The 19,884-nt window shown below is 51.8% G+C and carries 17 protein-coding genes, 1 tRNA gene and 1 pseudogene; 12 read left to right on the forward strand and 7 right to left on the reverse strand.

Annotated features, from left to right (window positions below; translation table 11 throughout):
* Positions 1-91 precede the first annotated feature (91 nt).
* Positions 92-919: a sulfotransferase domain-containing protein gene (locus tag AC2FJ6_RS20135; protein ID WP_496669788.1), complete on the reverse strand. Its 828-nt coding sequence runs from the start codon at positions 917-919 to the stop codon at positions 92-94.
* Between the two features lie 457 nt (positions 920-1,376).
* Here AC2FJ6_RS20135 and AC2FJ6_RS20140 point away from each other — a divergent pair, with 457 nt between their 5' ends.
* Complete coding sequence (locus tag AC2FJ6_RS20140; protein WP_170770836.1) at positions 1,377-3,101, forward strand: adenylate/guanylate cyclase domain-containing protein; 1,725 nt, start codon at positions 1,377-1,379, stop codon at positions 3,099-3,101.
* 228 nt (positions 3,102-3,329) lie between these two features.
* On the opposite strand, the gene AC2FJ6_RS20145 is transcribed toward AC2FJ6_RS20140, so the two are convergent.
* Positions 3,330-4,289 carry an alpha/beta fold hydrolase gene (locus AC2FJ6_RS20145; protein WP_170770838.1) on the reverse strand — a complete coding sequence of 320 codons (960 nt, stop codon included), beginning with the start codon at positions 4,287-4,289 and terminating at the stop codon, positions 3,330-3,332.
* Positions 4,290-4,497: 208 nt separating this feature from the next.
* Between AC2FJ6_RS20145 and AC2FJ6_RS20150 the strand changes: the two genes are divergently transcribed.
* Positions 4,498-5,361: an alpha/beta fold hydrolase gene (locus tag AC2FJ6_RS20150; RefSeq protein ID WP_170770840.1), complete on the forward strand. Its 864-nt coding sequence runs from the start codon at positions 4,498-4,500 to the stop codon at positions 5,359-5,361.
* Positions 5,362-5,533: 172 nt separating this feature from the next.
* Here AC2FJ6_RS20150 and AC2FJ6_RS20155 read toward each other — a convergent pair whose 3' ends face one another.
* The 3 genes from AC2FJ6_RS20155 to AC2FJ6_RS20165 form a co-directional block, all read right to left on the reverse strand.
* A complete protein-coding gene (locus tag AC2FJ6_RS20155) occupies positions 5,534-6,583 on the reverse strand; it encodes a GFA family protein (protein ID WP_496669790.1) in 1,050 nt (349 codons plus the stop codon).
* A gap of 222 nt (positions 6,584-6,805) precedes the next feature.
* The gene (locus AC2FJ6_RS20160; protein ID WP_170645174.1) at positions 6,806-7,606 is read right to left on the reverse strand and encodes a glutathione S-transferase family protein; all 801 of its coding nucleotides are present in this window, start codon (positions 7,604-7,606) and stop codon (positions 6,806-6,808) included.
* Between the two features lie 4 nt (positions 7,607-7,610).
* Positions 7,611-8,054 (reverse strand): cupin domain-containing protein, encoded by a 444-nt coding sequence (locus AC2FJ6_RS20165; RefSeq protein WP_170645175.1) that lies wholly within the window; start codon positions 8,052-8,054, stop codon positions 7,611-7,613.
* 142 nt (positions 8,055-8,196) lie between these two features.
* Here AC2FJ6_RS20165 and AC2FJ6_RS20170 point away from each other — a divergent pair, with 142 nt between their 5' ends.
* Both AC2FJ6_RS20170 and AC2FJ6_RS20175 read left to right on the forward strand, forming a co-directional pair.
* Positions 8,197-9,099 (forward strand): LysR family transcriptional regulator, encoded by a 903-nt coding sequence (locus AC2FJ6_RS20170; RefSeq protein ID WP_496669792.1) that lies wholly within the window; start codon positions 8,197-8,199, stop codon positions 9,097-9,099.
* 448 nt (positions 9,100-9,547) lie between these two features.
* A pseudogene (locus tag AC2FJ6_RS20175) lies at positions 9,548-9,769 on the forward strand (transposase); the annotation flags it as partial.
* A gap of 155 nt (positions 9,770-9,924) precedes the next feature.
* Here the strand turns inward: AC2FJ6_RS20175 and AC2FJ6_RS20180 are convergent.
* Positions 9,925-10,758 (reverse strand): efflux RND transporter periplasmic adaptor subunit, encoded by an 834-nt coding sequence (locus AC2FJ6_RS20180; RefSeq protein ID WP_170770846.1) that lies wholly within the window; start codon positions 10,756-10,758, stop codon positions 9,925-9,927.
* A gap of 367 nt (positions 10,759-11,125) precedes the next feature.
* On the opposite strand from AC2FJ6_RS20180, the gene AC2FJ6_RS20185 reads away from it, so the two are divergent.
* The 5 genes from AC2FJ6_RS20185 (at position 11,126) to AC2FJ6_RS20205 (ending at position 17,560) form a co-directional block, all read left to right on the forward strand.
* A complete protein-coding gene (locus AC2FJ6_RS20185; protein WP_237217318.1) occupies positions 11,126-12,445 on the forward strand; it encodes a tannase/feruloyl esterase family alpha/beta hydrolase in 1,320 nt (439 codons plus the stop codon).
* Between the two features lie 217 nt (positions 12,446-12,662).
* Positions 12,663-13,022: a group I truncated hemoglobin gene (locus AC2FJ6_RS20190; RefSeq protein WP_496669794.1), complete on the forward strand. Its 360-nt coding sequence runs from the start codon at positions 12,663-12,665 to the stop codon at positions 13,020-13,022.
* 173 nt (positions 13,023-13,195) lie between these two features.
* Positions 13,196-14,935, forward strand: coding sequence for an adenylate/guanylate cyclase domain-containing protein (locus AC2FJ6_RS20195; RefSeq protein ID WP_170770852.1), 1,740 nt, complete (start codon positions 13,196-13,198; stop codon positions 14,933-14,935).
* 267 nt (positions 14,936-15,202) lie between these two features.
* Positions 15,203-15,979 carry a 2-keto-4-pentenoate hydratase gene (locus tag AC2FJ6_RS20200; protein ID WP_170770854.1) on the forward strand — a complete coding sequence of 259 codons (777 nt, stop codon included), beginning with the start codon at positions 15,203-15,205 and terminating at the stop codon, positions 15,977-15,979.
* A gap of 108 nt (positions 15,980-16,087) precedes the next feature.
* Complete coding sequence (locus AC2FJ6_RS20205) at positions 16,088-17,560, forward strand: DUF2779 domain-containing protein (RefSeq protein ID WP_170770856.1); 1,473 nt, start codon at positions 16,088-16,090, stop codon at positions 17,558-17,560.
* 85 nt (positions 17,561-17,645) lie between these two features.
* Here AC2FJ6_RS20205 and AC2FJ6_RS20210 read toward each other — a convergent pair whose 3' ends face one another.
* Complete coding sequence (locus AC2FJ6_RS20210) at positions 17,646-18,620, reverse strand: adenylate/guanylate cyclase domain-containing protein (protein ID WP_170770858.1); 975 nt, start codon at positions 18,618-18,620, stop codon at positions 17,646-17,648.
* A 464-nt stretch (positions 18,621-19,084) separates the two neighbouring features.
* Between AC2FJ6_RS20210 and AC2FJ6_RS20215 the strand changes: the two genes are divergently transcribed.
* From AC2FJ6_RS20215 to AC2FJ6_RS20225, 3 genes are all read left to right on the forward strand, one after another.
* Positions 19,085-19,178: transfer RNA gene (locus AC2FJ6_RS20215), tRNA-OTHER, on the forward strand.
* Between the two features lie 19 nt (positions 19,179-19,197).
* A complete protein-coding gene (locus tag AC2FJ6_RS20220) occupies positions 19,198-19,704 on the forward strand; it encodes a eukaryotic translation initiation factor 4 gamma (protein WP_170408636.1) in 507 nt (168 codons plus the stop codon).
* Entirely contained in the window at positions 19,704-19,883 is a 180-nt protein-coding gene (locus AC2FJ6_RS20225; RefSeq protein ID WP_170770860.1) for a hypothetical protein, read from the forward strand. The genes AC2FJ6_RS20220 and AC2FJ6_RS20225 overlap by 1 nt, the downstream gene beginning before the upstream one ends.
* Position 19,884: the final 1 nt, after the last annotated feature.

The raw sequence follows: 19,884 nt of genomic DNA on the forward strand, positions 1-19,884 counted from the left end.
CTTAGCGGTTACGATGAGCCAGAAACCCTCTCTTATCAAATCAACCTAAACTGTCCCATTGGCGCTGACATCAGACACAGCGAGCAACGTCCTAAGCAGTAAGCTCTCCGCCAGACTGAAGCCATCGCGCATCGTCTTCCGGAAGCAACTCTGCAAGACGTTTGTGAAAGGCACGAAGGTCTTCGTCTGAAAGCTTGCCCTCCCACTTGCGACTGCTTGCGCTATCGAAGAAGGCTGACGGGTCTTTGAAGGTTGTGGACCGTTGTGTTTTTTCTTTGGCACTCGCGCGCGCATTAGCTTGCATGTTCTCGAATTGCATACTTTCCGCAATTGCGGCCAACATTTCATCGTCAATTTTGAGGCCGAGTACGGAAGCTAGCTTTCTGGTATGAGAGAGTAAATCGCGCCGCATATCGGCGTAGTGGAAAATGTGTATGTTGGGATGTTGGATGTTTGACTTGAAGGACTTGAAGTGATGAACGATGGCCTCAAGGGTGATCCCATCGGCCATCTCCTCTCGAACGGTCTCACCAAGAAAAAGGGCGAATGAAGCTGTCGGCTCATCCGGGAACCTGTCTTGGATCAGGTCTTCCTTCAGGTTTGCCACATGTCGGCGCATCGAAAAATGTGCGTCGATTGGGTGTCTGTACACCGCGATGTAGGTGCAATCTGGATCGAAAGGAATGCCGTCAAAAGGCGTATGGGTCTTGATGCATCTTCTGTGGTTTTGAGCTTCGAACATTCGAACTATAGGGAGTTGATCTCGAAACGCAGGGTCGAGCCAAACCGACAGATCATCCATGACCTTGTCCATACCAGGCGTTTCAAACAAGAGCGACAGCACAAGGGCCTGTGTCCATGTTGTTCCGCACTTAGGCGGTGTTGCAACAATCACATCTCCTTGGCGCAGCGCGAACATGTCCCAAATCCGATTGTCGGTGAGACGTGTTCTGTACTCGAATGCCTTTCTTGAAGACGCCCGTATTGTCATTCTGATTTCCGCCAATGGACCCTTACTGAAACGATAGCAAGCATGCGGCACCGAACCTAGAATTTTGATGGCACCCGAGTATGAAGGCTTTTCAAAGTGCCAAGCCAAAACCTTGCATTCGCGGCTAGAAGCTCGTTTTGCCCTCAAGGCAGTCATACGCGGCACCTTGCTCCAGTGTCTGTGCTGCGGTGCAAAGTCGAAATTACAAAGTTCGGTTTTCGAGGTCCGCTTCTGCCTAATTTACCCAAAAGCAAAAAGCTTGCGTGTCGTTATTCGGTCACTGATGTTCATTGAATAATGATCGCGATTTATGCGCGAAACCCCTAATATCCCTTTGACACTCCTTCACAATGGATACGCGGGAGGATTTTGTTTGGAGCGGTACTTGGCTGCCATACTCGTGGCTGATGTTGTTGGCTATAGCGCGCTTGTCAGTGCTAACGAGGAAGCCGCATTGCACACATATAGGGGCCACTTTAGGGCGCTGGAGCCGCATGTCGGCCTGAATGGCGGACGCCTATTCAAAAGAACTGGTGACGGTTTTCTTGCAGAGTTTTCCTCGGTTGTAGATGCGCTGGCATGTGCGGAAACGATGCAACGTCAGATGGCTGAGCGGAACGGGGCGCGCGGGCAAAGTCCGGAAATGCAATTCCGGATGGGAATTCATGCGGGCGATGTTTTTGATGACGACGGTGATGTTCTTGGTGACGGCGTCAACATCGCGGCCCGGCTGGAAGGTCTTGCTCCTCCCGGAGGGATCATCGTTTCAGGTCGGGTTTACGAAGACCTTGTGGGTAAGGTGGATGTATCGTTCACCGAATTGGGGCCGCAATATCTGAAGAATATCACACGCCCTGTAACTGCTTACTTGGTACAAACAGCATTTGCTACTGAATCCCCGTTAACTCAATCCCGTCCTGACAGGCCTTCAGTGGCGGTGTTGGCTTTTGACAATCTGTCGCCTGACGCTGAACAGGATTACTTTGCGGAAGGTATTACCGAAGACATCATCACCAGCTTATCCAGAGTGCCCTGGATATTCGTGGTCGCCCGAAACTCTTCTTTTTCTTACAAAGGGCTTTCGGTTGATGTGCGTCGTATCGGCCGAGAGCTTGGTGTCCGCTACATATTGGAAGGGTCCGTTCGCGGCGCTGGTGACCGGTTGCGTGTCACGGGTCAGCTGATTGATGCGGAAACCGGGTCTCATGTTTGGGCGGATCGATACGATGGCAAGCTCGATGATGTTTTCGAGCTTCAGGACCAGATTACCGAGGCTGTCGTTGCTTCGATTGCGCCAGGTATCAGACAAGCTGAAATAGACCGTGCTGCTCACAAGCGCCCTGACACCCTTGGAGCCTATGATCACTTCCTCCGTGCGCAGTCCTTGATCTACAGGTTCAATTTCACTGAAGCAGACGACCATTTGTCAAAAGCTCTTTCACTCTCAAGTGAGTACCCATTGGCAAGCGCTCTTCGAGGTTGGATCCGCACTTTGCTATGGAACCCGGATACGCGTCCAAACGAGGCCCGATTTGATTGCGCAATTCAGCTGGCACATGAGGCTCTGGCGACATCACATCTTGACCTAGAGGCGCAAGCATATGCCGGTTACGTACTCGCGTTTCTGTCGGAGGATACAGAGTACGGTTTGTCACTTGTGGATCAAGTCGTCGAGAGAAGCCCAAATTGCGTTTCAGCCTGGGGATCCAGTTGCGTACTGCATGGCCTGATGGGCCAAGCACAAACGGCACAGGCACATGCCAGGGAGGCGCTCCGACTTAACCCGAATGACCCACTAAACTACCGGGTCCACATGGGTATCAGCCTGTCGCAAATCGCGGAAGGGAACTGGCGCGATCTAAGAGAAACCGCCCAAAAAATGCGTGCATTTCATAATACTGTGACTGTCTTTCGCCTGAACGAACTTGTGGCGGAAATGGCTCTCGGCAATGAGAGCCGAGCTAGAGAACTCGCACGTATTCACATGTCACGGGAACCCGATTTTAGCGTTTCAATGTTCCGGCATATGCGCGCTCGTATCTCTATCGCAAAACCAGAAATCTATGACGCCTACTATAAAATGCTGGCAGCCGCAGGCATTCCTGATTGACGACACCAGGTGTAGACCAGCGGCAAGTCATAGCAAGCATGCAACATGTGGAAACATATTTTTTGCAGCTGGAAGAATGCCCAATTTGGTCTGCGAACAGTCGTTGAAGTGAATAGCGGCGAACGGCAATCGAACCTTCGCGGCGCTCGGCGTGAACGATTGCTCTGCGGACAAAGCTAACATTGCCACGTTAGATCAGATTAATAGGTTTGCAGTTTCATGCTCTAATCAGAACAGATGCCCATACGTGCGAATTGCATGCTGTCTGTTTTGCAGTGCAAGTTTGGCGTAGATTTTACTTGTGTGGTTTCGAACGGTTTTTTCACTCATTTGAAGACTTCTAGCAATTTCTTTACCACTCATTGCTTGGCAGATGAGCCTCAGCACGTCCTGCTCGCGCTTTGTCAAATCGTTAAAGTCCGTCGTTTGACCGGAAAATGTGAATTCAAGCAAGCTCTTGGAAAAAGCGCGCCAGGCAGGTTCATCGCGTTGGATAATGTGATTTTTTCCCTCTAAAGCAGACATTGTCGCTCCGGGAATATTCTGAGCGAGACGTTGTCCTTCTTCAAACGGAATAACCTGATCGTTCCTTGAATGGATCACCAGTGTTGGAACTGAAACCTTTGGCAATAGACTTTCAACATTAACGTCAGCGCGCGCCATAAGCAGGTCGGCCCCTGTCTCAGGCAAAACGGTCTTTTGGCAAAGTTCTGTAAACCAAGAGCGTTGTTCGGACGGCGCACCAGGAAGAAATCTTGATGTGAATACATCTTGAAACGCTGGGTTGTCATTCTCCCAACCCAGGCGAAATACATCGATAACAGTCTTGTAGTTTTTGGCGGCAACCGATCCGCGGTGGTTGCTGCCCCTTGCATAGCCTCCAACGAGTACCATCCCGGCGACTCTGCCGGGATACCTCAGCGAATACGCGATAGAAGTCGCAGCGCCCTGAGAAATACCCAGAAGATAAATTGGTTCGTCTATTTCAGCGGCGTCGATTACAGCTTCGAGATCATCAACCCAGTAATCAATACCCAGATTCTCAACTCGTTTATCAGATAATCCGCAGCCTCGCTCATCATATCGAACAAGGGTGAATTGACTTTCTAGCAATTCGATCCAATGAGACCAAATTGGACTGTCTAGATCATAACTGAGATGCGTGAGCCAGTTAGCCGCCTTTACCATTGGTAGGCCGTTTCCGGATTTGCTCCACGCCAGCGACGTGCCATCGCTTGAAGAAGTGTATCTAACGGTTCGCATGTCTTTTTTTAGTCAATTTGGGGCAAATGTCCCATCAATTTCCCGCCGGTTTGAGGCTAGCCGGGACATGTGTCCGATAGGTTGAAGGCCAGATGAGTGACACCATTGTGAAACTCAGATTGGAGGTCATCACATGAATAAGCAATTTGACGCATCACTACACGCTTCGCCGTGCTGGTCCCAAATATCGCCTGCTCCCTGCGTAGGGCTACATTGTTCTGGCGCTGACGGAAGCCAGTGGCGCACTCTGTTTGCCCGGATGAGCGATGAAACCAAAACAATAGCGCCCGACTTAATAGGAACCGTGTCTCGGGGTTGCAAAATCCCGGACGGGCCGTTCACGTTGGAACGGGAAGCTGTTTCGATCATCACCGAGATTGAGAAGCTTGGCAGCCCCGCTCACTTGATCGGGCACTCCTATGGAGGAGCGCTGGCGTTGCACATTGCCAGAGCTCGACCCGACCTTGTTCGGTCACTTTGTCTCTATGAACCAACTTTATTCAGCCTATTGAATGCCGGAGGTGCGACTGACGGTTCATTGTATTCCGAGATTGTAAGCCTCACAAACGCAATACAAACCGGCATAGAAGAAGGATGCGAAGAGTTCAGTGCACAGGTTTTTACTGATTTTTGGGGAGGACTTGGCGCTTGGCAGGCCCTAAGTCGTGAACGCAGATGCGCAATGATTGATTGGGTTTACAAAGCCCCAAGCGATTTCGATGCGCTTCTGAATGAACCTGATCCAGAAAACATTTTTCCTGAGGGAATTCCCTCTACGATCATGTTCGGATCGCAGACTCATGCGCACACGAAGCGCATCGCAGAACTTCTGGCAACCCAAGGCAAGCTTGTTGAACTAAAGGTTCTGAAAGGTGCTGGCCATTTGGGTCCTTTTACCTTCAAGGAAAGTTTCGAGATGGAGGTGCTGTCGCATATTAGAACTGTTGACCGCCGCGACATGGCTTCAATGGACATCAAGCCGATCAGTAGATCATGAGCCGGGGACACTGGAAATCTAGAAAAAACGACCGACCGATCTGGGCTCCGAGCGGTCGGTCGCTGTGCAGCCTCGCTAACGTCTTATGGGTGCCCGCATTGGGCTCGATGTTGTCATTTTCTCAAACGCTAGGAATGTTCTCTTTGCGGATAAAGCAGAAATCGCTCGATCACTAAAACACTACAGGCGGCTTAGCCAAAGGTCCCCAAGTTTCAGGGTCTGGTAGACCGACACTTGACCATGCTTCTTGCAAAACTCTGGAGTCTGAAGATCTTGTCCGCGGCAAATCATCCAAAATATCAAACCAAGGCATTTTGCTTTCTATTCCAGAGTGGACTGAAGGAGCAAAGTTTTCTGGTTGGTCGAGGCTCGAAGTATGCAGGACCAGATAGGCCGTTTCTCGTGGTTTCACGAGCTTATAAGTTAGGCTTACCCCGCATCTGGCACAAAAGCCACGATTTGCTATCGGCGTAGTTGCGAAGTATCGAGGTTCCTCGGTGAGAAATCGAACAGCAGAAGCGGGAAAAGCCGCCCATGCATTAACTGCTGAACCAGAAAATTTTCTGCAACAACTACAATGGCAATACCCTGTGCTTATGGCGGGTGCGTTTATTTCATACCGGACCAACCCACAGATGCAGCCACCTGTCACTAAGGTTTTGGCCAATTCATCTTCATCAAAATCCAGAAAACCCCCTTCCTCTCCGGGTTCTGAAACGGTCATGTAGACATGTATTGGAGTATCAGTGCTCTTGAGTCTTTTGTGACCACAATCCGCCAGCGGAAGATCTATCTTGCCCGCTATTTGCGCCATTACTTCTCCTGAAACCGCGATTCCACCTGGTTCTGCTATTGCCTCAAGCCGCGCGGCAGTGTTTACGCCGTCTCCGAGAATATCGCCGCCGTGTACAACGACATCACCGAGAGAAACGCCGACGCGTAAGATGAGAGGGTCGTCACTGTTCGACCGGCGTGCTTCGCGTGCGCAGGCTCTTTGAATGTTAATTGCACAATTGACCGCCTCAAAGACACTCGAGAACTCAGCCAAAAACCCATCGCCAGTAGACTTAAAAACACGACCCCGGTTTGCTTCCACCTGCATGCCGATGATTTCACGTTCTAGTCGAACCAACTTAGCTAATGTTCCGCTTTCATCACGTGATACCAATCCTGCGAAACCGACTATATCGGTGGCCAGAATGGCCGCTAATTTGCGTTCCATCTCCGTTGCTCCGAGCTAAAAATCTCCAAATGGTGCCTGCTTACTTTAGCATAAAATCGGTCGCAGCGAGCCACGGTAGCTGAGGTGTTATTTCCAGTTTTGAAAGATCCTTCAGTGCTGCGACCAGCCAATCATACTTGCTGCGGAGAACGGCAACACGAGTCCAATTTGTTCGATGCCGCACAGCGCACAAATGTCCGGTGTTGGCTATCTACTCCATGGTCAGGCGACAAGTCCCAGCTCTTTGTCGGTGGCTGTCGCTGCATATTTTTCCCTTGGGGGCATGGGTCTCGATTGCCAAGGCGGTTCGAAGGTGAAACTTGAAACGCTGCGACCGTCAGGTAGGGCGCCGTTTCCAGCCCCGAGCGCGTAGTCGTAGTAGAGTTTGACGATCTCTTCTTCAGTCACCTGCGATGTTTCTGGATGCGCCATGCATGCATCACGCCACGCTCGTACCCGGTCATAGTCTTTGCCAACGGGTAGTTTGAACCCTTCGTAGTAGTCAAGGAACCAAAACCGCTTGAACATCGGGGTAAAAACAGCCTCTGCCAAACCGAAGTCATCGAACAGGAACGGGCCAGTCGGACTATGATGAGCCAAGAAATCATCAAGGTCTCGATAGAGCGCGAGGAGTTTATTCAAGTGCTCATCTCGGCGCGCCTGATCCTGATTCATGACAAAGAGATAGCCTGCCATTGTGAACGGTCCTTCGCGGGCGATCAGCATCGACTCAATGGCGTGCTCGGCAGGATCACTGCGGCGCAATGGAGCACCTGGTAGAGCCTCATCAAGATAGCGCAGGATCACGAGGCTTTCTTTTAATATGCGGCCGTCGCTGGTTTCCAGCACGGGCAAGGCTGTCGTACCTCGGGTCTTGGCCAGCAATTCGGGATCGCGCGGCTTGGTGATGTCTACGACACGAAATTCCACGGCATCCGTCAGTCCGCGCAGCGCCAGTAGGATTTCCAGTCGCTGCGAGAAGGGACAGACGGGGATATGATAGACGATGTGTTTCCCAGTCATGGTATCAATCCAAAGGTGGGCCAGTGAAGGCCATGTTGTGCCGCTTGGCGCTCTCTTCGATAGCAGGCATGTCCTCGGGAATACGGCACTGACCGGCTGCCATGTCAGCAAAGAAGCCTTCGAATCCGCCGGGCGTCAGGATCACGAGATGGCGGCAAGGTTCGTCGTCTGTCACCTTGAAGGTATGTTCCTTGCCTCGTGGGATGAATACGCTTTCGCCGGCCCCTGCGGTGAACTCCTCGCCTTCTAGCCAGAACCTGCATGTTCCGGTGAGGATTACGAAGGTTTCGTCTTCGTTTTGATGCACGTGGCGTGGAGGGCCGCTACCAGCAGGAGACCAACTGTCCACTATAGACATAGTGCCGCCTGTCTGTTCTGGGCCGAGGATGGTTTTGTATTTTACGCCGAGCCATTCGATGGCTCCGTCGATTTGGGCCTGATCCTTCATCGTTTCTCTCCATTGGCATTGGATTGAAACGAAAGCGCTTCCGTTGACAGAATCCTATCCGAAGGCCAACCTATCAGGCAAACCGCAATATCTAATATAGGATATCGGCTAGGTGAATTTCGCTACACTGGACCTCAACCTTTTGCGCGTGCTGGACGCCCTCTTTAGCGAAGGCTCAACCGTCAAGGCGGCCGACAAGCTCGCCATGTCGCAATCCGCAGTCTCCGGTGCATTGTCACGTCTTCGTCATGCTTTGGACGACCCCCTTTTTGTCCGGCAGGGAAACCGTTTGGTCGCTACCGATTATGCATCCAAGATTGAATCCGGTTTGCGCGAAGAACTTGAACGTCTGGAAGCTTTGCTAGCCCCACCGGCTACCTTTGACCCGCAAACCGCTGAAGGCACTTTCCGGATCGCCGCCAGCGATTTTTTCGCGGAACTCCTGATGCCGCCTTTGGGTGATTTCCTGCAAAAGTCAGCGCCCAATCTACGAGCGCAGCTGGTTGATCTGGTTCCGAATGACTATGTGGCCAGTCTTGAGCGACGCAACGCTGACATTGCGCTGATCCCGGATTTGCTCCTGCCGGACTGGGTCAATCGGGAGCCGCTTTTCCATTCGCCGTTCCACGTGATAGCTCGCAAGGGAAATCCAAAGCTTGAGGGGCTTCAGGAAAGGACACAAATGCACATGGATACGTTCTGTGCGCTCCACCATGTCTTGTTCTCCCCCGAAGGGAACTTGGCCGCGATGGGCGATGCTGCCCTAAACCGCGTCGGAAAACAGCGACAGGTTGCTATGACAGTGCCCGTCTTCAGTGGCGTTTGCCGCGCGGTTAGCGAAAGCGACCTCATCGCGCTTGTACCCGCTCAGCTCGCAAGGAAAGTGGCCAAGACATTCGAACTGAAGGTGTTCAAACCTCCGATGCATATTGAACCAGCGTTGATCATCGGCATCTGGCACAAGCGTTCCGACAACGCCCCGATGGCGGCTTGGATGCGTAGCCAAGTCTTCGAATTGATGAAGGCGTTGGACTTAGACAGTTAGTCAAACTGTCCTAAGCAGCGCCTTTCGGACAGAAACAAGTTGATGTTTCGAATAACTGAATCGAACAGCCAATGCAGACATTCGAGCAGCCGCAGCGAACACACGTTTTGCCCGCTTATCGAAAATTGCAAAGACTGGTTGAAAAGGTCCGTTTTGGGCCGCTGTTTGACAAACGAACAAACCGCAGAGGATGCATTGAGCGAACAGCGTCGGCGTTGTTTCTGCGTGTCGGTTTGCAGGCCGCAGATCTAAAATCGCTGGACAGAGTCAGAGCTGCTGGTGACTGTAGAAACCACGTTCAGCGGTGGAGATATTTTGTGGAACATATTGCACAAATGAACATGGGGTACTTGCTACACCCTCTGTCTGCCATCAGCACTCATGGAACAGAATAGGTTGATTGCGTAACGGAGGATTTCAGGCTCATCGTAACCATCAGAGAGTGGAGATGAGAATGAAATCCGGGAAACAGAAAGCGTCGTCAGAGAGGGTCGTCAAAGACATCCGCAGGAAGACACGGCGCCAACATTCGGCAGAGGAGAAGATCCGCATTGTTTTAGACGGGCTTCGTGGTGAAGACAGCATTGCCGAACTGTGCCGCCGAGAAGGAATAGCCACGAGCCTTTATTACAGCTGGTCGAAAGAGTTTCTTGAGGCAGGCAAAAAGCGGCGTAAATTGAAACTACAGCGAGCCTGAGCCTCCAAAGCCAATCAACCGCTCGTGTTCCAAATCATTTGATGACAGACAGCATCGCAGGGTCGGCTTTTCCTGATGTTTCGAATTAAAACTGGTCGGTAAAACCACTGTGGGAAACGTTACACGATCTATTTTTTTAGCTCGACGCTGACACTTACCTGCAATCCCGGGATAAGTATGACCTCAGGATTCGGGAATTCCGCCCAGACCTGCAACCCGCCATCGGAATTCAACTCTGTTCCAGTGAAGGCTATTCTTCCGACCTGCTCATAGTGTTCTCCTGTCGGCAACGTCACGTGAACAGCGAAACGATCCAGATACTCTTCGATGCGCTCCGGGGCGACATGGTGCAACTCCAGCAAAGAGTCATATGGGTGCGCAAACGAAACCAGCGCTGGGTCAACCTGAACAATTTCTGCCAGCGGCTTTCCAGTCTCGGTCTTGAGATACGCACCACGGCTCAGTCGCGGCGAGTCGATGTACCCCGTAATAGGTGCATTAATCGTTGTACTGGCCAACTCAAGCTTTCGAAGATCCAGCCCAATCCGCGCCTCGTCAACGGCGACCTTTGCAAGCGCGAGCCGCGCCGACGCATCCTCTAGCTGCACTTGCGTCGCGGTTCCCCTGTCTTCGAGCTTGCTGACACGTTCGACATTTGCCTCGGCTTGGGCCAACTCAATCTGCCGCCTGTCCAAGAGAGCCTGGGCGGCATTTACCTGATGTTCATACACCACACTGCTCAACGAGAAGAGCAATTGGCCAGCCTCGACGCGGTCTCCCTTTGTGAAATGGATATCGGTCAGAAAGCCATTTACAGAATTGGCGACCTGAGATCGCATGCTGGCTTCAATACGCCCCTCAAATCGCAGGTCGGCCAACTTGTCACCAAGTTTGTCCACGCCTTGAGCGAGAGCCGACACGGGGAAAATCACAAACAAGGCGAGCAAAATACGGGCGTTCAAAATTCTAAGTCTCCTGACAAAGGTGGGTATCCGGTAACCAGTCTATGACCTAACATAAATCGGAAGTTAGCCAAAAGCTTTGGGGCAAAACTCGTTATTCCGTTGAGGGGGAAGCGCAATGAACACAAAGGTTACTAAAGCATACCAACTTGTGGCTTGCGCTGTATTGGGCGCGTCGGCAATTGGATGCCCATCCCATGCCCGGCCAATATGTGCGAACCAGACCCTGCCTGAGCTCCCCGATGTTTCAATTGCTTCGGTCGCAGAAGTGTCCGCTCCTGCGCCACATTGCAAAGTTTCCGGTGTGATTGGTGGTAAGATCAATTTCGAACTCCTGCTACCGGAAAATTGGAACGGCAAATTTGTCATGGGCGGTGGAGGCGGATTCGTCGGTTCCGTGATGAATACCTCCCTTATCGATGGCTCACTTCAATTGGGTTACGCCACTGTCGGCACTGACACAGGACATCAGGGGCATCCAGCCGACGCCAGTTGGGCCCTCAACGACCTCGAGGCGCTGGTCAATTTCGGACATCTGGCAGTTCATCGAACAGCAGTCACAGCCAAGGCCCTGACCAAGGCTTTTTATGAAAAACCAATTGCTCGCAGCTACTTTACCGGGTGCTCCCGGGGCGGTGGACAGGCAATAATGTCCGCTATGCGTTACCCAGAAGATTTTGACGCGGTTGCGGCTGGCGCCTATGCGGTTGACTGGACGGGAATTGCCGTGCAGGCAACTCAGATCAACCAGGCGATGTACCCAGACCCAAACAATATCGAAGAGGCTGTCATTGGGCCAGAAGCTCAGGCGCTGGTCGAGAGTTCATATCTGGCGGTCTGCGATGGGCTGGATGGGCTCGAGGATGGCATCCTCAATGACCCCCGGAAGTGCGGGTTTGACGTGGCCAGCCTGCAATGCGAAGGCGACAATTCCGAAGACTGTCTGAGCGCCAGAGAAGTTGCTGCGTTCAAGGCGGTCTATGACGGCCCCAAGAACTCCGATGGCGACAGCATGTATTACGGTTTCCCATTTGGCGGCGAAACAGCCGAGGGAGGTTGGAGCCGCTGGTTGACAGGTGGCATGAAGTATCAGGACGACGATGGGAGCTTCCAGGAGGGCGTCGGATCAGGTGGATTTGAAGAACCTGTGTCGCCGAGCGCTTTTTTCAGCTTTGGCAACGGCATTATGCAGAATTTCGTCTATCACGATCCCAATTGGACCTATGAGAACTTCGATTTCGGCACCTATGCACAGGATTCCGCCGCAGCTGCGGAGACTCTGAATGCGACAAACCCGGATTTGTCCGCCTACCGCGCTCGTGGTGGCAAGATGCTGCTGTATTCCGGCTGGTCCGACAACGCGCAATCGGGCCTTGCAATGGTCGGGTATTACGAAGACGTTCTGGCTCATGATCCAAGTGCAGCCGACGATATTCGCCTGTTCATGATGCCCGGCGTAGAGCACTGCTTTGGCGGTCCCGGGCCCTCCTGGGTCAATTTTCTGGTTGAGATCGACAAGTGGGCGGAAACCGGAGAAGCGCCTGATCACATTACGGCCCTTTGGCTGGATGACAGCGCTCAGCCAGCCGGTGGCCGACCCGTTTGCGCCTATCCAAGTGTTGCCCAATATGACGGTCGTGGCGACCCCCGGGACCCTGCGAGTTTCAACTGTGACGCAGGCAACTGAGGTGATACAGGTAAACACCGAAAGTCGGCTTCGTCCGCACAGCAGACATTCGCCCAAACTCTACGAGCGACCACTTCGAGCCCAAAACAGACATCGCACTTGGAGATGGATTCCGATGAAAAAATCGCCTAAATGCTATGGATTTGGTGCCAATCAGTGCGGCATGCTAGCATTCACAAGAGATCGAGATTTGAGGTGAGCCAGACACGGGGGCAACATGTCAAAGACGCTATATGAACGTCTGGGAGGAACGGATGGTATTCGGCGAATAGTCGACGTTCTGGTGGACAATCACTCCAAAAACCTAGTTGTCGCTGCACGATTTGCGGGAACTGATATGGAGCACCTCAAGCAAATGGCAGGGGACTTGTTCATAACTGGTTCTGGCGGGCCTGAGATATATACAGGCAAGGATATGGTTGCAGCGCATCAGCACATGAACATCAGCGGAGATGAGTTTGTCGCTGTTCTGGACGACGCCATGAACGCCCTAAAGGCCAACGACGTCGGCCAACGGGAACAAGAAGATGTATTATACATTTTATATAGCCTCAAGGACCAAGTTGTAGGTATCTGAATTTCGCCGCAACCGGGTAGAGTCGGCAATATTCAATTCATTAAATCAAAGCTTGCTTGTCCGACTTGCAGACTCTTGAAGTCAAATGGCTTACTATGGGTCAATCGTGCATTTGGGTTTAAAATTTATGCGCATAAGGAACCTCCAATATGAATAGGAGATTGTCTACGATCTTGGCCGCTGATGTTGTCGGTTATTCCACTCGGATGCGTGAAGATGAAATCGACACGATAAATCGTGTTAGTCTGTTAAGCGAGTTAATCGGAACTGTTGCGTCCACGCACAATGGGCGGGTCTTTAACCGCGCGGGCGATGGTTTTCTTTTGGAGTTTTCTAGCCCGGTGGCGGCAGTTCGCTGTGCTTATAACTTACAACTTCAACTCGCTGCTCCAGTAACCAAGCGAGAGATAGGACTAGAAATCAGGATTGGGGTCCATCTTGCCGATGTCGTAGTAGATGGCGACGATTTGCTTGGCGATGGGGTGAATGTAGCAAGTCGTATTGAGTCTGAAGCTGAGCCGGGTATGGTCCTCGTAAGTAATGCTGTGTTTGATCACGCCAAGCGGTCGGCCCAGCTCAAGTTTGAGAACAAGGGCACCCGAAAGCTCAAAAATATTTCCGAACCAGTTACGGTCTACGCTGTTGCAGGCGAGCTTGGCACGCACAGCTGCGGAACTGCGCTTATCGAGGACAGTAGCCTTCCCTACGTGGCGGAACTGCAAAAGTCCACCAACTCAATTGTTGTGCTTCCCTTCAAGAACATGAGCAATGATCCCGAGCAGGAGTATTTTTCCGATGGCCTGACGGAAGACATCATCACAGAACTGTCCCGTTTCCCTGACATTCTCACGATCTCCAGGAATACTAGTTTTGGGTTAAAAGGGGTTGCGGCGGACGCTCGTGAACTTGGACAAAAACTCGGCGTGCGTTTCTGTCTTGAAGGCGGGGTTCGCAAGCTGGGAAATCGCATTCGGATCAACGCGTATCTGACGGATGCAGTGTCAGGCGAACAGCTTTGGACAGAGCGGGCGGATTGCAATCTAGAGGATCTTTTCGATTTTCAGGATGACCTTGTTGCCAAAATCGTCGCGAGTGTGGCTGGCCAGATCGAACGGCAATTGGAAGCCACGGCACAGCGAAAACGCCCGGGTGACCTGGAAGCCTATGAATGTTTAATCCGCGGTTTGTATTATCACCGGATTGGTGGAGTCACAAAGGAGAATGCAGAGGAAGCGGTTCATTGGTTTGACGAAGCGCTGAAACGAGATCCAGGATATGGTCGAGTTCATGCGTGGAGGGCGTGCGCTGTCGCTACATTAGCAGAATGGACCGGTGAAGATGTATGGGATGAGTTGGTCGAAGCAGGGAACCTAGCTGTCGAGCTGGATGAAACGGACGCTGAAAGCCATCGAATTGCCGGTTCTTTGGCGCTGTATGTTCGTGACTTTGAACGGGCTAAGTTCCACTTCAATCGCGCTCTGGAGTTAAACCCAAATCACGCGTTCATTGTTGGACGAACCGGTGAACTCCATAACTTTCTCGGAGATGGAAAGACTGCTCTTGAGTATCAAAAGCGTGCAAAGATGCTTGATCCCTTTTTGCCCGAATATTGCCGCGAACTAGAGGCAATTGCCTACTACGTCATGCATGATTTTGAGGCTTGTTTTAACACCGTGGATGAATTTGCGAGGCTCACCCGGCGGGCGGCAGCTTATCGGACTGCGGCCGCAACTCACCTGAATAATGACCATAAGCTTGAACGAGCTGTTCGCGATTTGTTGCTTCACGATCCGGACTTTAGACCTTCTACATTCATTCAAACTGAATACTTCAAAGATCGCGAGATTTCTAAGAGATTGAAAGCCGAATTGAGGAGCGCTATGGCGACAACCTCACTTCGCCTCGCTGGTTGAGTAAACAATTTGCTAACTTAAAAAATGAGGATTAATGCGTCTTCTCTGTGCAAGAAAAGACCTTGGATCTCCGGAGTCAAACGACCACTTTTTCCGCAACTAAGTCGTCGCCCTGATTATGTCGAACATCCGCTGATAGTAGAAACTGCCTTTTAAGTTCGAGACACATTACATGCCCTGAACCTAGACTTAGACGGAGATCACCATCCCGGTTCTTCAAAACCTCGATTGCATCGCAATCCAGCCTTCGGCAGGTATAATGCGAAGATGACAAGAGATATTGAAGCGAACGCTAAGACAATCGCTGATGCCCTGACCTCTGCTCAGCAGATACCTAAACTGTCTTCAGATGCAGTACAGCTGACGCTGGATGACGCTTATTCGATTGCAAGTCGCGTCCGAAAGCTTCAGGGCAAAAAGAGAGTCGGCCGAAAAGTCGGCTTCACGAACCGCGCGATTTGGCCTGTTTATGGTGTAGATCAACCCATTTGGGGAGAGGTTCACTCAGATGGGCTGTTTTCGACTGATCAGCCGGTAGTCTTGGCAAGGTATTCAGAACCGAGGATTGAACCAGAAATCGTACTCGGCCTTAGACATACACCGACGGCTGAAATGAACGATGAGCAGTTGGCAGGTTGCGTGGAGTGGGTTGCCCCGGGATTTGAAATTGTTCAATCGATTTATCCCAACTGGAAATTCTCGGTCGAAGACTCAATCGCAGCACAAGGATTGCACGGCTGCCTTATTCTTGGCGACAAAATCGCGGCTACGCATGATGTCTTGACCGGCTTAGCCGAAGTGCCACTAGTATTGTTTAAGGGCGCCGAGGCCATCGAGTCCGGCAAAGGTGAAAACGCGCTTGGAGGCCCAATTGAAGTCCTGGCTCATCTTGTGTCTCTACTCTCACAAGCCGACCAGCTTCAGGCAGGCGAGCTGGTTACAACCGGTACTTTGACAGACGCATGGCCAGTGTCTCCGGGTGAAGAATGGTCAGCTGGTTTTGGTGGCGTGATGAACACCGAGCTCTCGGTACGATTTACATGAGGCTTTGGTAGAGTGGTGACGCCGACTGCACCAAAGAAATGTTGCTCTCAATAGCTGACCATGATGGTCTTCCACTGGTTTCATCAATTCTGGGATGCAAATTAAACGATGCTATCCAAATCAGATTACATGATGTTTCTTAGGCACCCTGCCTGGCTATGGATCAAGAAACACGCCAGGCATCTGTTGCCGCCAATTGACCCCTCATTGCAAGCGCGTTTTGACGAGGGGCACGCGTTTGAGCCTTATGCTGAGGAGCTATTTGGTGATCTCGTTCGCCTCGGTTTTTCAGATTTTTCAGAATACCAGGCTCTGCCCGCGCGTACTTTGGAGGCTTGGAGAAACGGTGCAAACGCAGTGGCGCAGGGACGCTATGAAGATGGAACCATAACTTGCATCTCCGACATCGTGAGCCGCAGTGACGATGGGTACGTTCTGAAAGAGATCAAGAGCGGGACTTCTGCAAAGCCCGAGCACATTTTTGATCTCGCGTTCCAGCGTGTCGTGCTTGAGGCGGCCGGGTTCCCCATTGCGCGCTGCGAAGTGGCACATGTGAACCGTGATTACGTCAGAAACGGCGAAATCAATCCGCAAGAGCTTGTCAGCATCTCTGACATCACGGATGCGGTGACTGAGCAGCTCGAAAAAACACGCACGCGTATCGATCAGGCATTGAGCGTCGTTGCCAGCGGTACGATGCCTGATCCGTCCCCCGAACGTGCGCGCCTTAATTCCTATGGTGAATGGCTGGAGATCCGCGAAAAACTCGACCCACCTCTCGCGCAGGACAGTATCCACCGCATTCCGTTCATGAATGCGGAAAAAGCCTCGGGACTCATCGCAAATGGGATCACAAAGATTGACGAGATCAGTGATCCATCTGTGTTAGGCAAGTCGACACAGCGCTACTTGAGAGCTCTGGCGAACGGTGAACGCACAATCGATCATCAAGACTTAAGCAGGTTTCTGAGCGAGATTGTGTATCCGGTTTATTACTTTGACTACGAGACGTCTCAGAGTTTGCTGCCACCCTGGGACGGAACGCGTCCCTATCAGCAAGTTGCTTTCCAGTATTCCTTGCATATCCAGCATGAGCCCGGCGGAGAAATTGAGCACAGGGAGTATCTCCACCGAGACGCCAGTAACCCAATGCCAGCCTTGCTGAAAAGGCTTCGTGAGGACATGGGAGACGTTGGCTCCGTTGTGGTTTGGTATGCTCCGTTCGAGAAATCGCGCAATACGGAAATGGCGGAAACTTATCCAGAGCATGCAGAGTTCCTGGAAGGCCTAAACGTCCGCGTTGTAGATCTTATGAAGCCGTTTGCAGATGAAGTGATCAACGATCCCGCGTTCAAGGGAAGCGCCTCTATCAAGGCCGTTCTTCCAGCGTTTTTGCCAGAACTTTCATACGATGATCTGGACATAAAAGAGGGGGCGAGCGCGTCTCGCCTTTGGAAGGACGTAACACTGACCGAACCGGATGATCCAGAGCGCGAGAAGGTCTATTCTGATCTCGTTGCGTATTGTACGCGCGACACTTGGGCAATGGTCGCCATTCATCGGGAATTGCTGGCGATGTGAGCTATGGTGCTAACCTCAAAACAACTTGCGGTGCTGCTCCCCAAGGAGACTAGGCGATTTACCGGAGTTACGGCGCCCCCAACACTTAATCTTGCCAATCCAGCCGATACAAAACGTGGTGACCGCGTAGACCTTTCAGGAGTCTGGGTTCTATTTCAGAAAAAGAGAAATCAGTTCGTCCTCCGACCATGGCGCGAGTCGCATCTGAAACGAGTATCTCCCCCGCCGCACCAACGGTCGTTATGCGTGACGCTTTGTTGACCACCGTACCGAAAAAATCTCCTCGAGATTGCACGACATCACCAGTGTGAATCCCAATCCGAACACCGAAAGATGGCTCCGCGGATGCCGATGCAATGGCCCCCTGAATCTTGATAGCGGCCGTTAGTGCTTCTTTCGCGGACGGAAAGACGGACAACGTTCCGTCTCCAAGGGATTTCACGAACTGGCCATGATACTTTTCAATGATCGCCGCCAAGATTTGGAAGTGGTTTTCGATCAGCACCGACCAACGCTGATCGCCCAACGCCTCCGCCAACGTTGTACTGCCCTCCACATCAGTGAAAAGTACCGAAGCCAAACCTTCGGTTTGGATCAGCTCGGGTCCATCTTCGCGCGCAGCATCAACCAGTTTTTGGATGGCCAGCTGCTCTTTACCCACGAGTTCAATATTTGGAGTTGGCACTGAAGCGTGGCGATTGATGATCTTCCAGGCTGCTCCCTCCAGGACAAAAATCAGAACGGTGCGGTAAAAGACGGCTTCATCAAAGCCGACAAACTGAATCTTGTGGACGAAGGATGACCATCCCGTCTCTCCGTTTTCGAAGGCCTCAGCTTCAACTTCTTCGAAAACGACTGGTGCCGGGATCTCCGCGAAAAAGCCGCTAACCCCATCGCGAACTGCTTGCCCGCTCCAAAACTCACCTTCTCCTGTCCCAACGAACCGTAGTTCATCTGCTTTCGACAGAAAATCCTGCAACTCGTCAGTATTCTTCTTGGTTCTGAGTATTTCATACCAACGCCTCGAAACTGCCAGCAGTTCAGGTGAGGAACGTATCATCACAAATGACTCGAGACGCTAAATGGAATGAGACTTACAAGGTCTTGCAACCGGGATCTCCATTTTCGAAAGATGCAGGTCAATGCCGCCGCTGAGGTTTGGTCAGATCAAGACTTTTGTATTTCTCCAGAACGGAGCGCATTAGACGCAGATAAAAAGACGCGCGTCGGTTCAGAGCGAACTATCGACGGAGTTTCTGAGTTCGATTCCGGATCACAGGGTATCGAATCGCTTCGCTGTCTGAGAGCTACTCGATGCTGTACTGACCCGCAAAATAACATGCATCAGTGTATCGGGCACACGCTAAGCTAGAAGGTTCCCAGAACTACGCGGTGAATTTCTAAGTACAGCACGCTCCGTCTTGACATGGTTATACGAACTGGTTCAGCTTGCGGACATGACGTTCACACGCATCCACTGCCATCGAATATCGGCCTGAGGTCGATAACCCACGCAAAATCCGTGGGAGGCAGCATTGGTATGCGGGCGAGGCTTATATCCTTGTAATTGCTCCAGATTAGAGTGCACGAGTCGGTTCGATTCCGACGCCTCCTACCATTCTCAGGAGGTGTCCAACATGGCGGACGACGTCACGAACGCAATTGATTTCAACGACATCAAGCAATCGGTCGAGGAGAACCTCGGAAGCACACCCGAAGGCTGGTCCGGCTTGGTCACGGTGCTCTTCACAGAGGTTAAGGAATACTGCGATCTGAAGGGTGCCACCTACCCCTTTGTCCTTCAGATCAAAGAGAAAATCGGCGAGCTCCGCATCTACCACCGGTGTGATGATCGACAAATTCAGTCGATGATCGCTGCGACGATTGCGCGTGCAAATCACAGCTGTGAACGATGCGGGAATAGTGCCGAGACCCAACTTCTGGACGGCTGGTACAAGACACTTTGTTGCTGGTGCGCGCATGATGTCGCGAGCAAGCGCCACCCTAAAAGGAAGAGGCTTTTTGGCGTTCGAAAAAAGCCTGCACGAGATCGAATGACCTGCTCAGTTTGTGGCTATTTCGGTCAGATCGACCGAACGGATGACCGTAATCGGTGCCCTGCGTGCGTGAAGAAGGAATGGTGATGACCGCCCAACAACAAGTGACCTTCAATAAGATTATGGAAGACTACGATGATGAGAACTACGCCCGGAAGCTCATGAATACGGGCTCACTGGCCACCGGTCATGTCCCGCTGATTGCCCTTTGCCAGATCTCGAGAGGGGTCTTCCATCTCAACAAGACCAAGTTCTGGAGAATGTGAC

The sequence above is a fragment of the Ruegeria sp. CDSA089 genome, from assembly GCF_059612205.1.

What these genes read in the sequence shown, in the direction of transcription:
- AC2FJ6_RS20135 (WP_496669788.1), bottom strand. Translation starts at nt 919, where the DNA reads ATGTTCGCGCTGCGCCAAGGAGATGTGATTGTTGCAACACCGCCTAAG.
- AC2FJ6_RS20225 (WP_170770860.1), top strand. Translation starts at nt 19,704, where the DNA reads ATGACCGCCCAACAACAAGTGACCTTCAATAAGATTATGGAAGACTAC.
- AC2FJ6_RS20145 (WP_170770838.1), bottom strand. Translation starts at nt 4,289, where the DNA reads ATGGTAAAGGCGGCTAACTGGCTCACGCATCTCAGTTATGATCTAGAC.
- AC2FJ6_RS20190 (WP_496669794.1), top strand. Translation starts at nt 12,663, where the DNA reads ATGTCAAAGACGCTATATGAACGTCTGGGAGGAACGGATGGTATTCGG.
- AC2FJ6_RS20165 (WP_170645175.1), bottom strand. Translation starts at nt 8,054, where the DNA reads ATGAAGGATCAGGCCCAAATCGACGGAGCCATCGAATGGCTCGGCGTA.
- AC2FJ6_RS20160 (WP_170645174.1), bottom strand. Translation starts at nt 7,606, where the DNA reads ATGACTGGGAAACACATCGTCTATCATATCCCCGTCTGTCCCTTCTCG.
- AC2FJ6_RS20205 (WP_170770856.1), top strand. Translation starts at nt 16,088, where the DNA reads ATGCTATCCAAATCAGATTACATGATGTTTCTTAGGCACCCTGCCTGG.
- AC2FJ6_RS20155 (WP_496669790.1), bottom strand. Translation starts at nt 6,583, where the DNA reads ATGGAACGCAAATTAGCGGCCATTCTGGCCACCGATATAGTCGGTTTC.
- AC2FJ6_RS20210 (WP_170770858.1), bottom strand. Translation starts at nt 18,620, where the DNA reads ATGATACGTTCCTCACCTGAACTGCTGGCAGTTTCGAGGCGTTGGTAT.
- AC2FJ6_RS20220 (WP_170408636.1), top strand. Translation starts at nt 19,198, where the DNA reads ATGGCGGACGACGTCACGAACGCAATTGATTTCAACGACATCAAGCAA.
- AC2FJ6_RS20200 (WP_170770854.1), top strand. Translation starts at nt 15,203, where the DNA reads ATGACAAGAGATATTGAAGCGAACGCTAAGACAATCGCTGATGCCCTG.
- AC2FJ6_RS20185 (WP_237217318.1), top strand. Translation starts at nt 11,126, where the DNA reads ATGGGCGGTGGAGGCGGATTCGTCGGTTCCGTGATGAATACCTCCCTT.
- AC2FJ6_RS20150 (WP_170770840.1), top strand. Translation starts at nt 4,498, where the DNA reads ATGAATAAGCAATTTGACGCATCACTACACGCTTCGCCGTGCTGGTCC.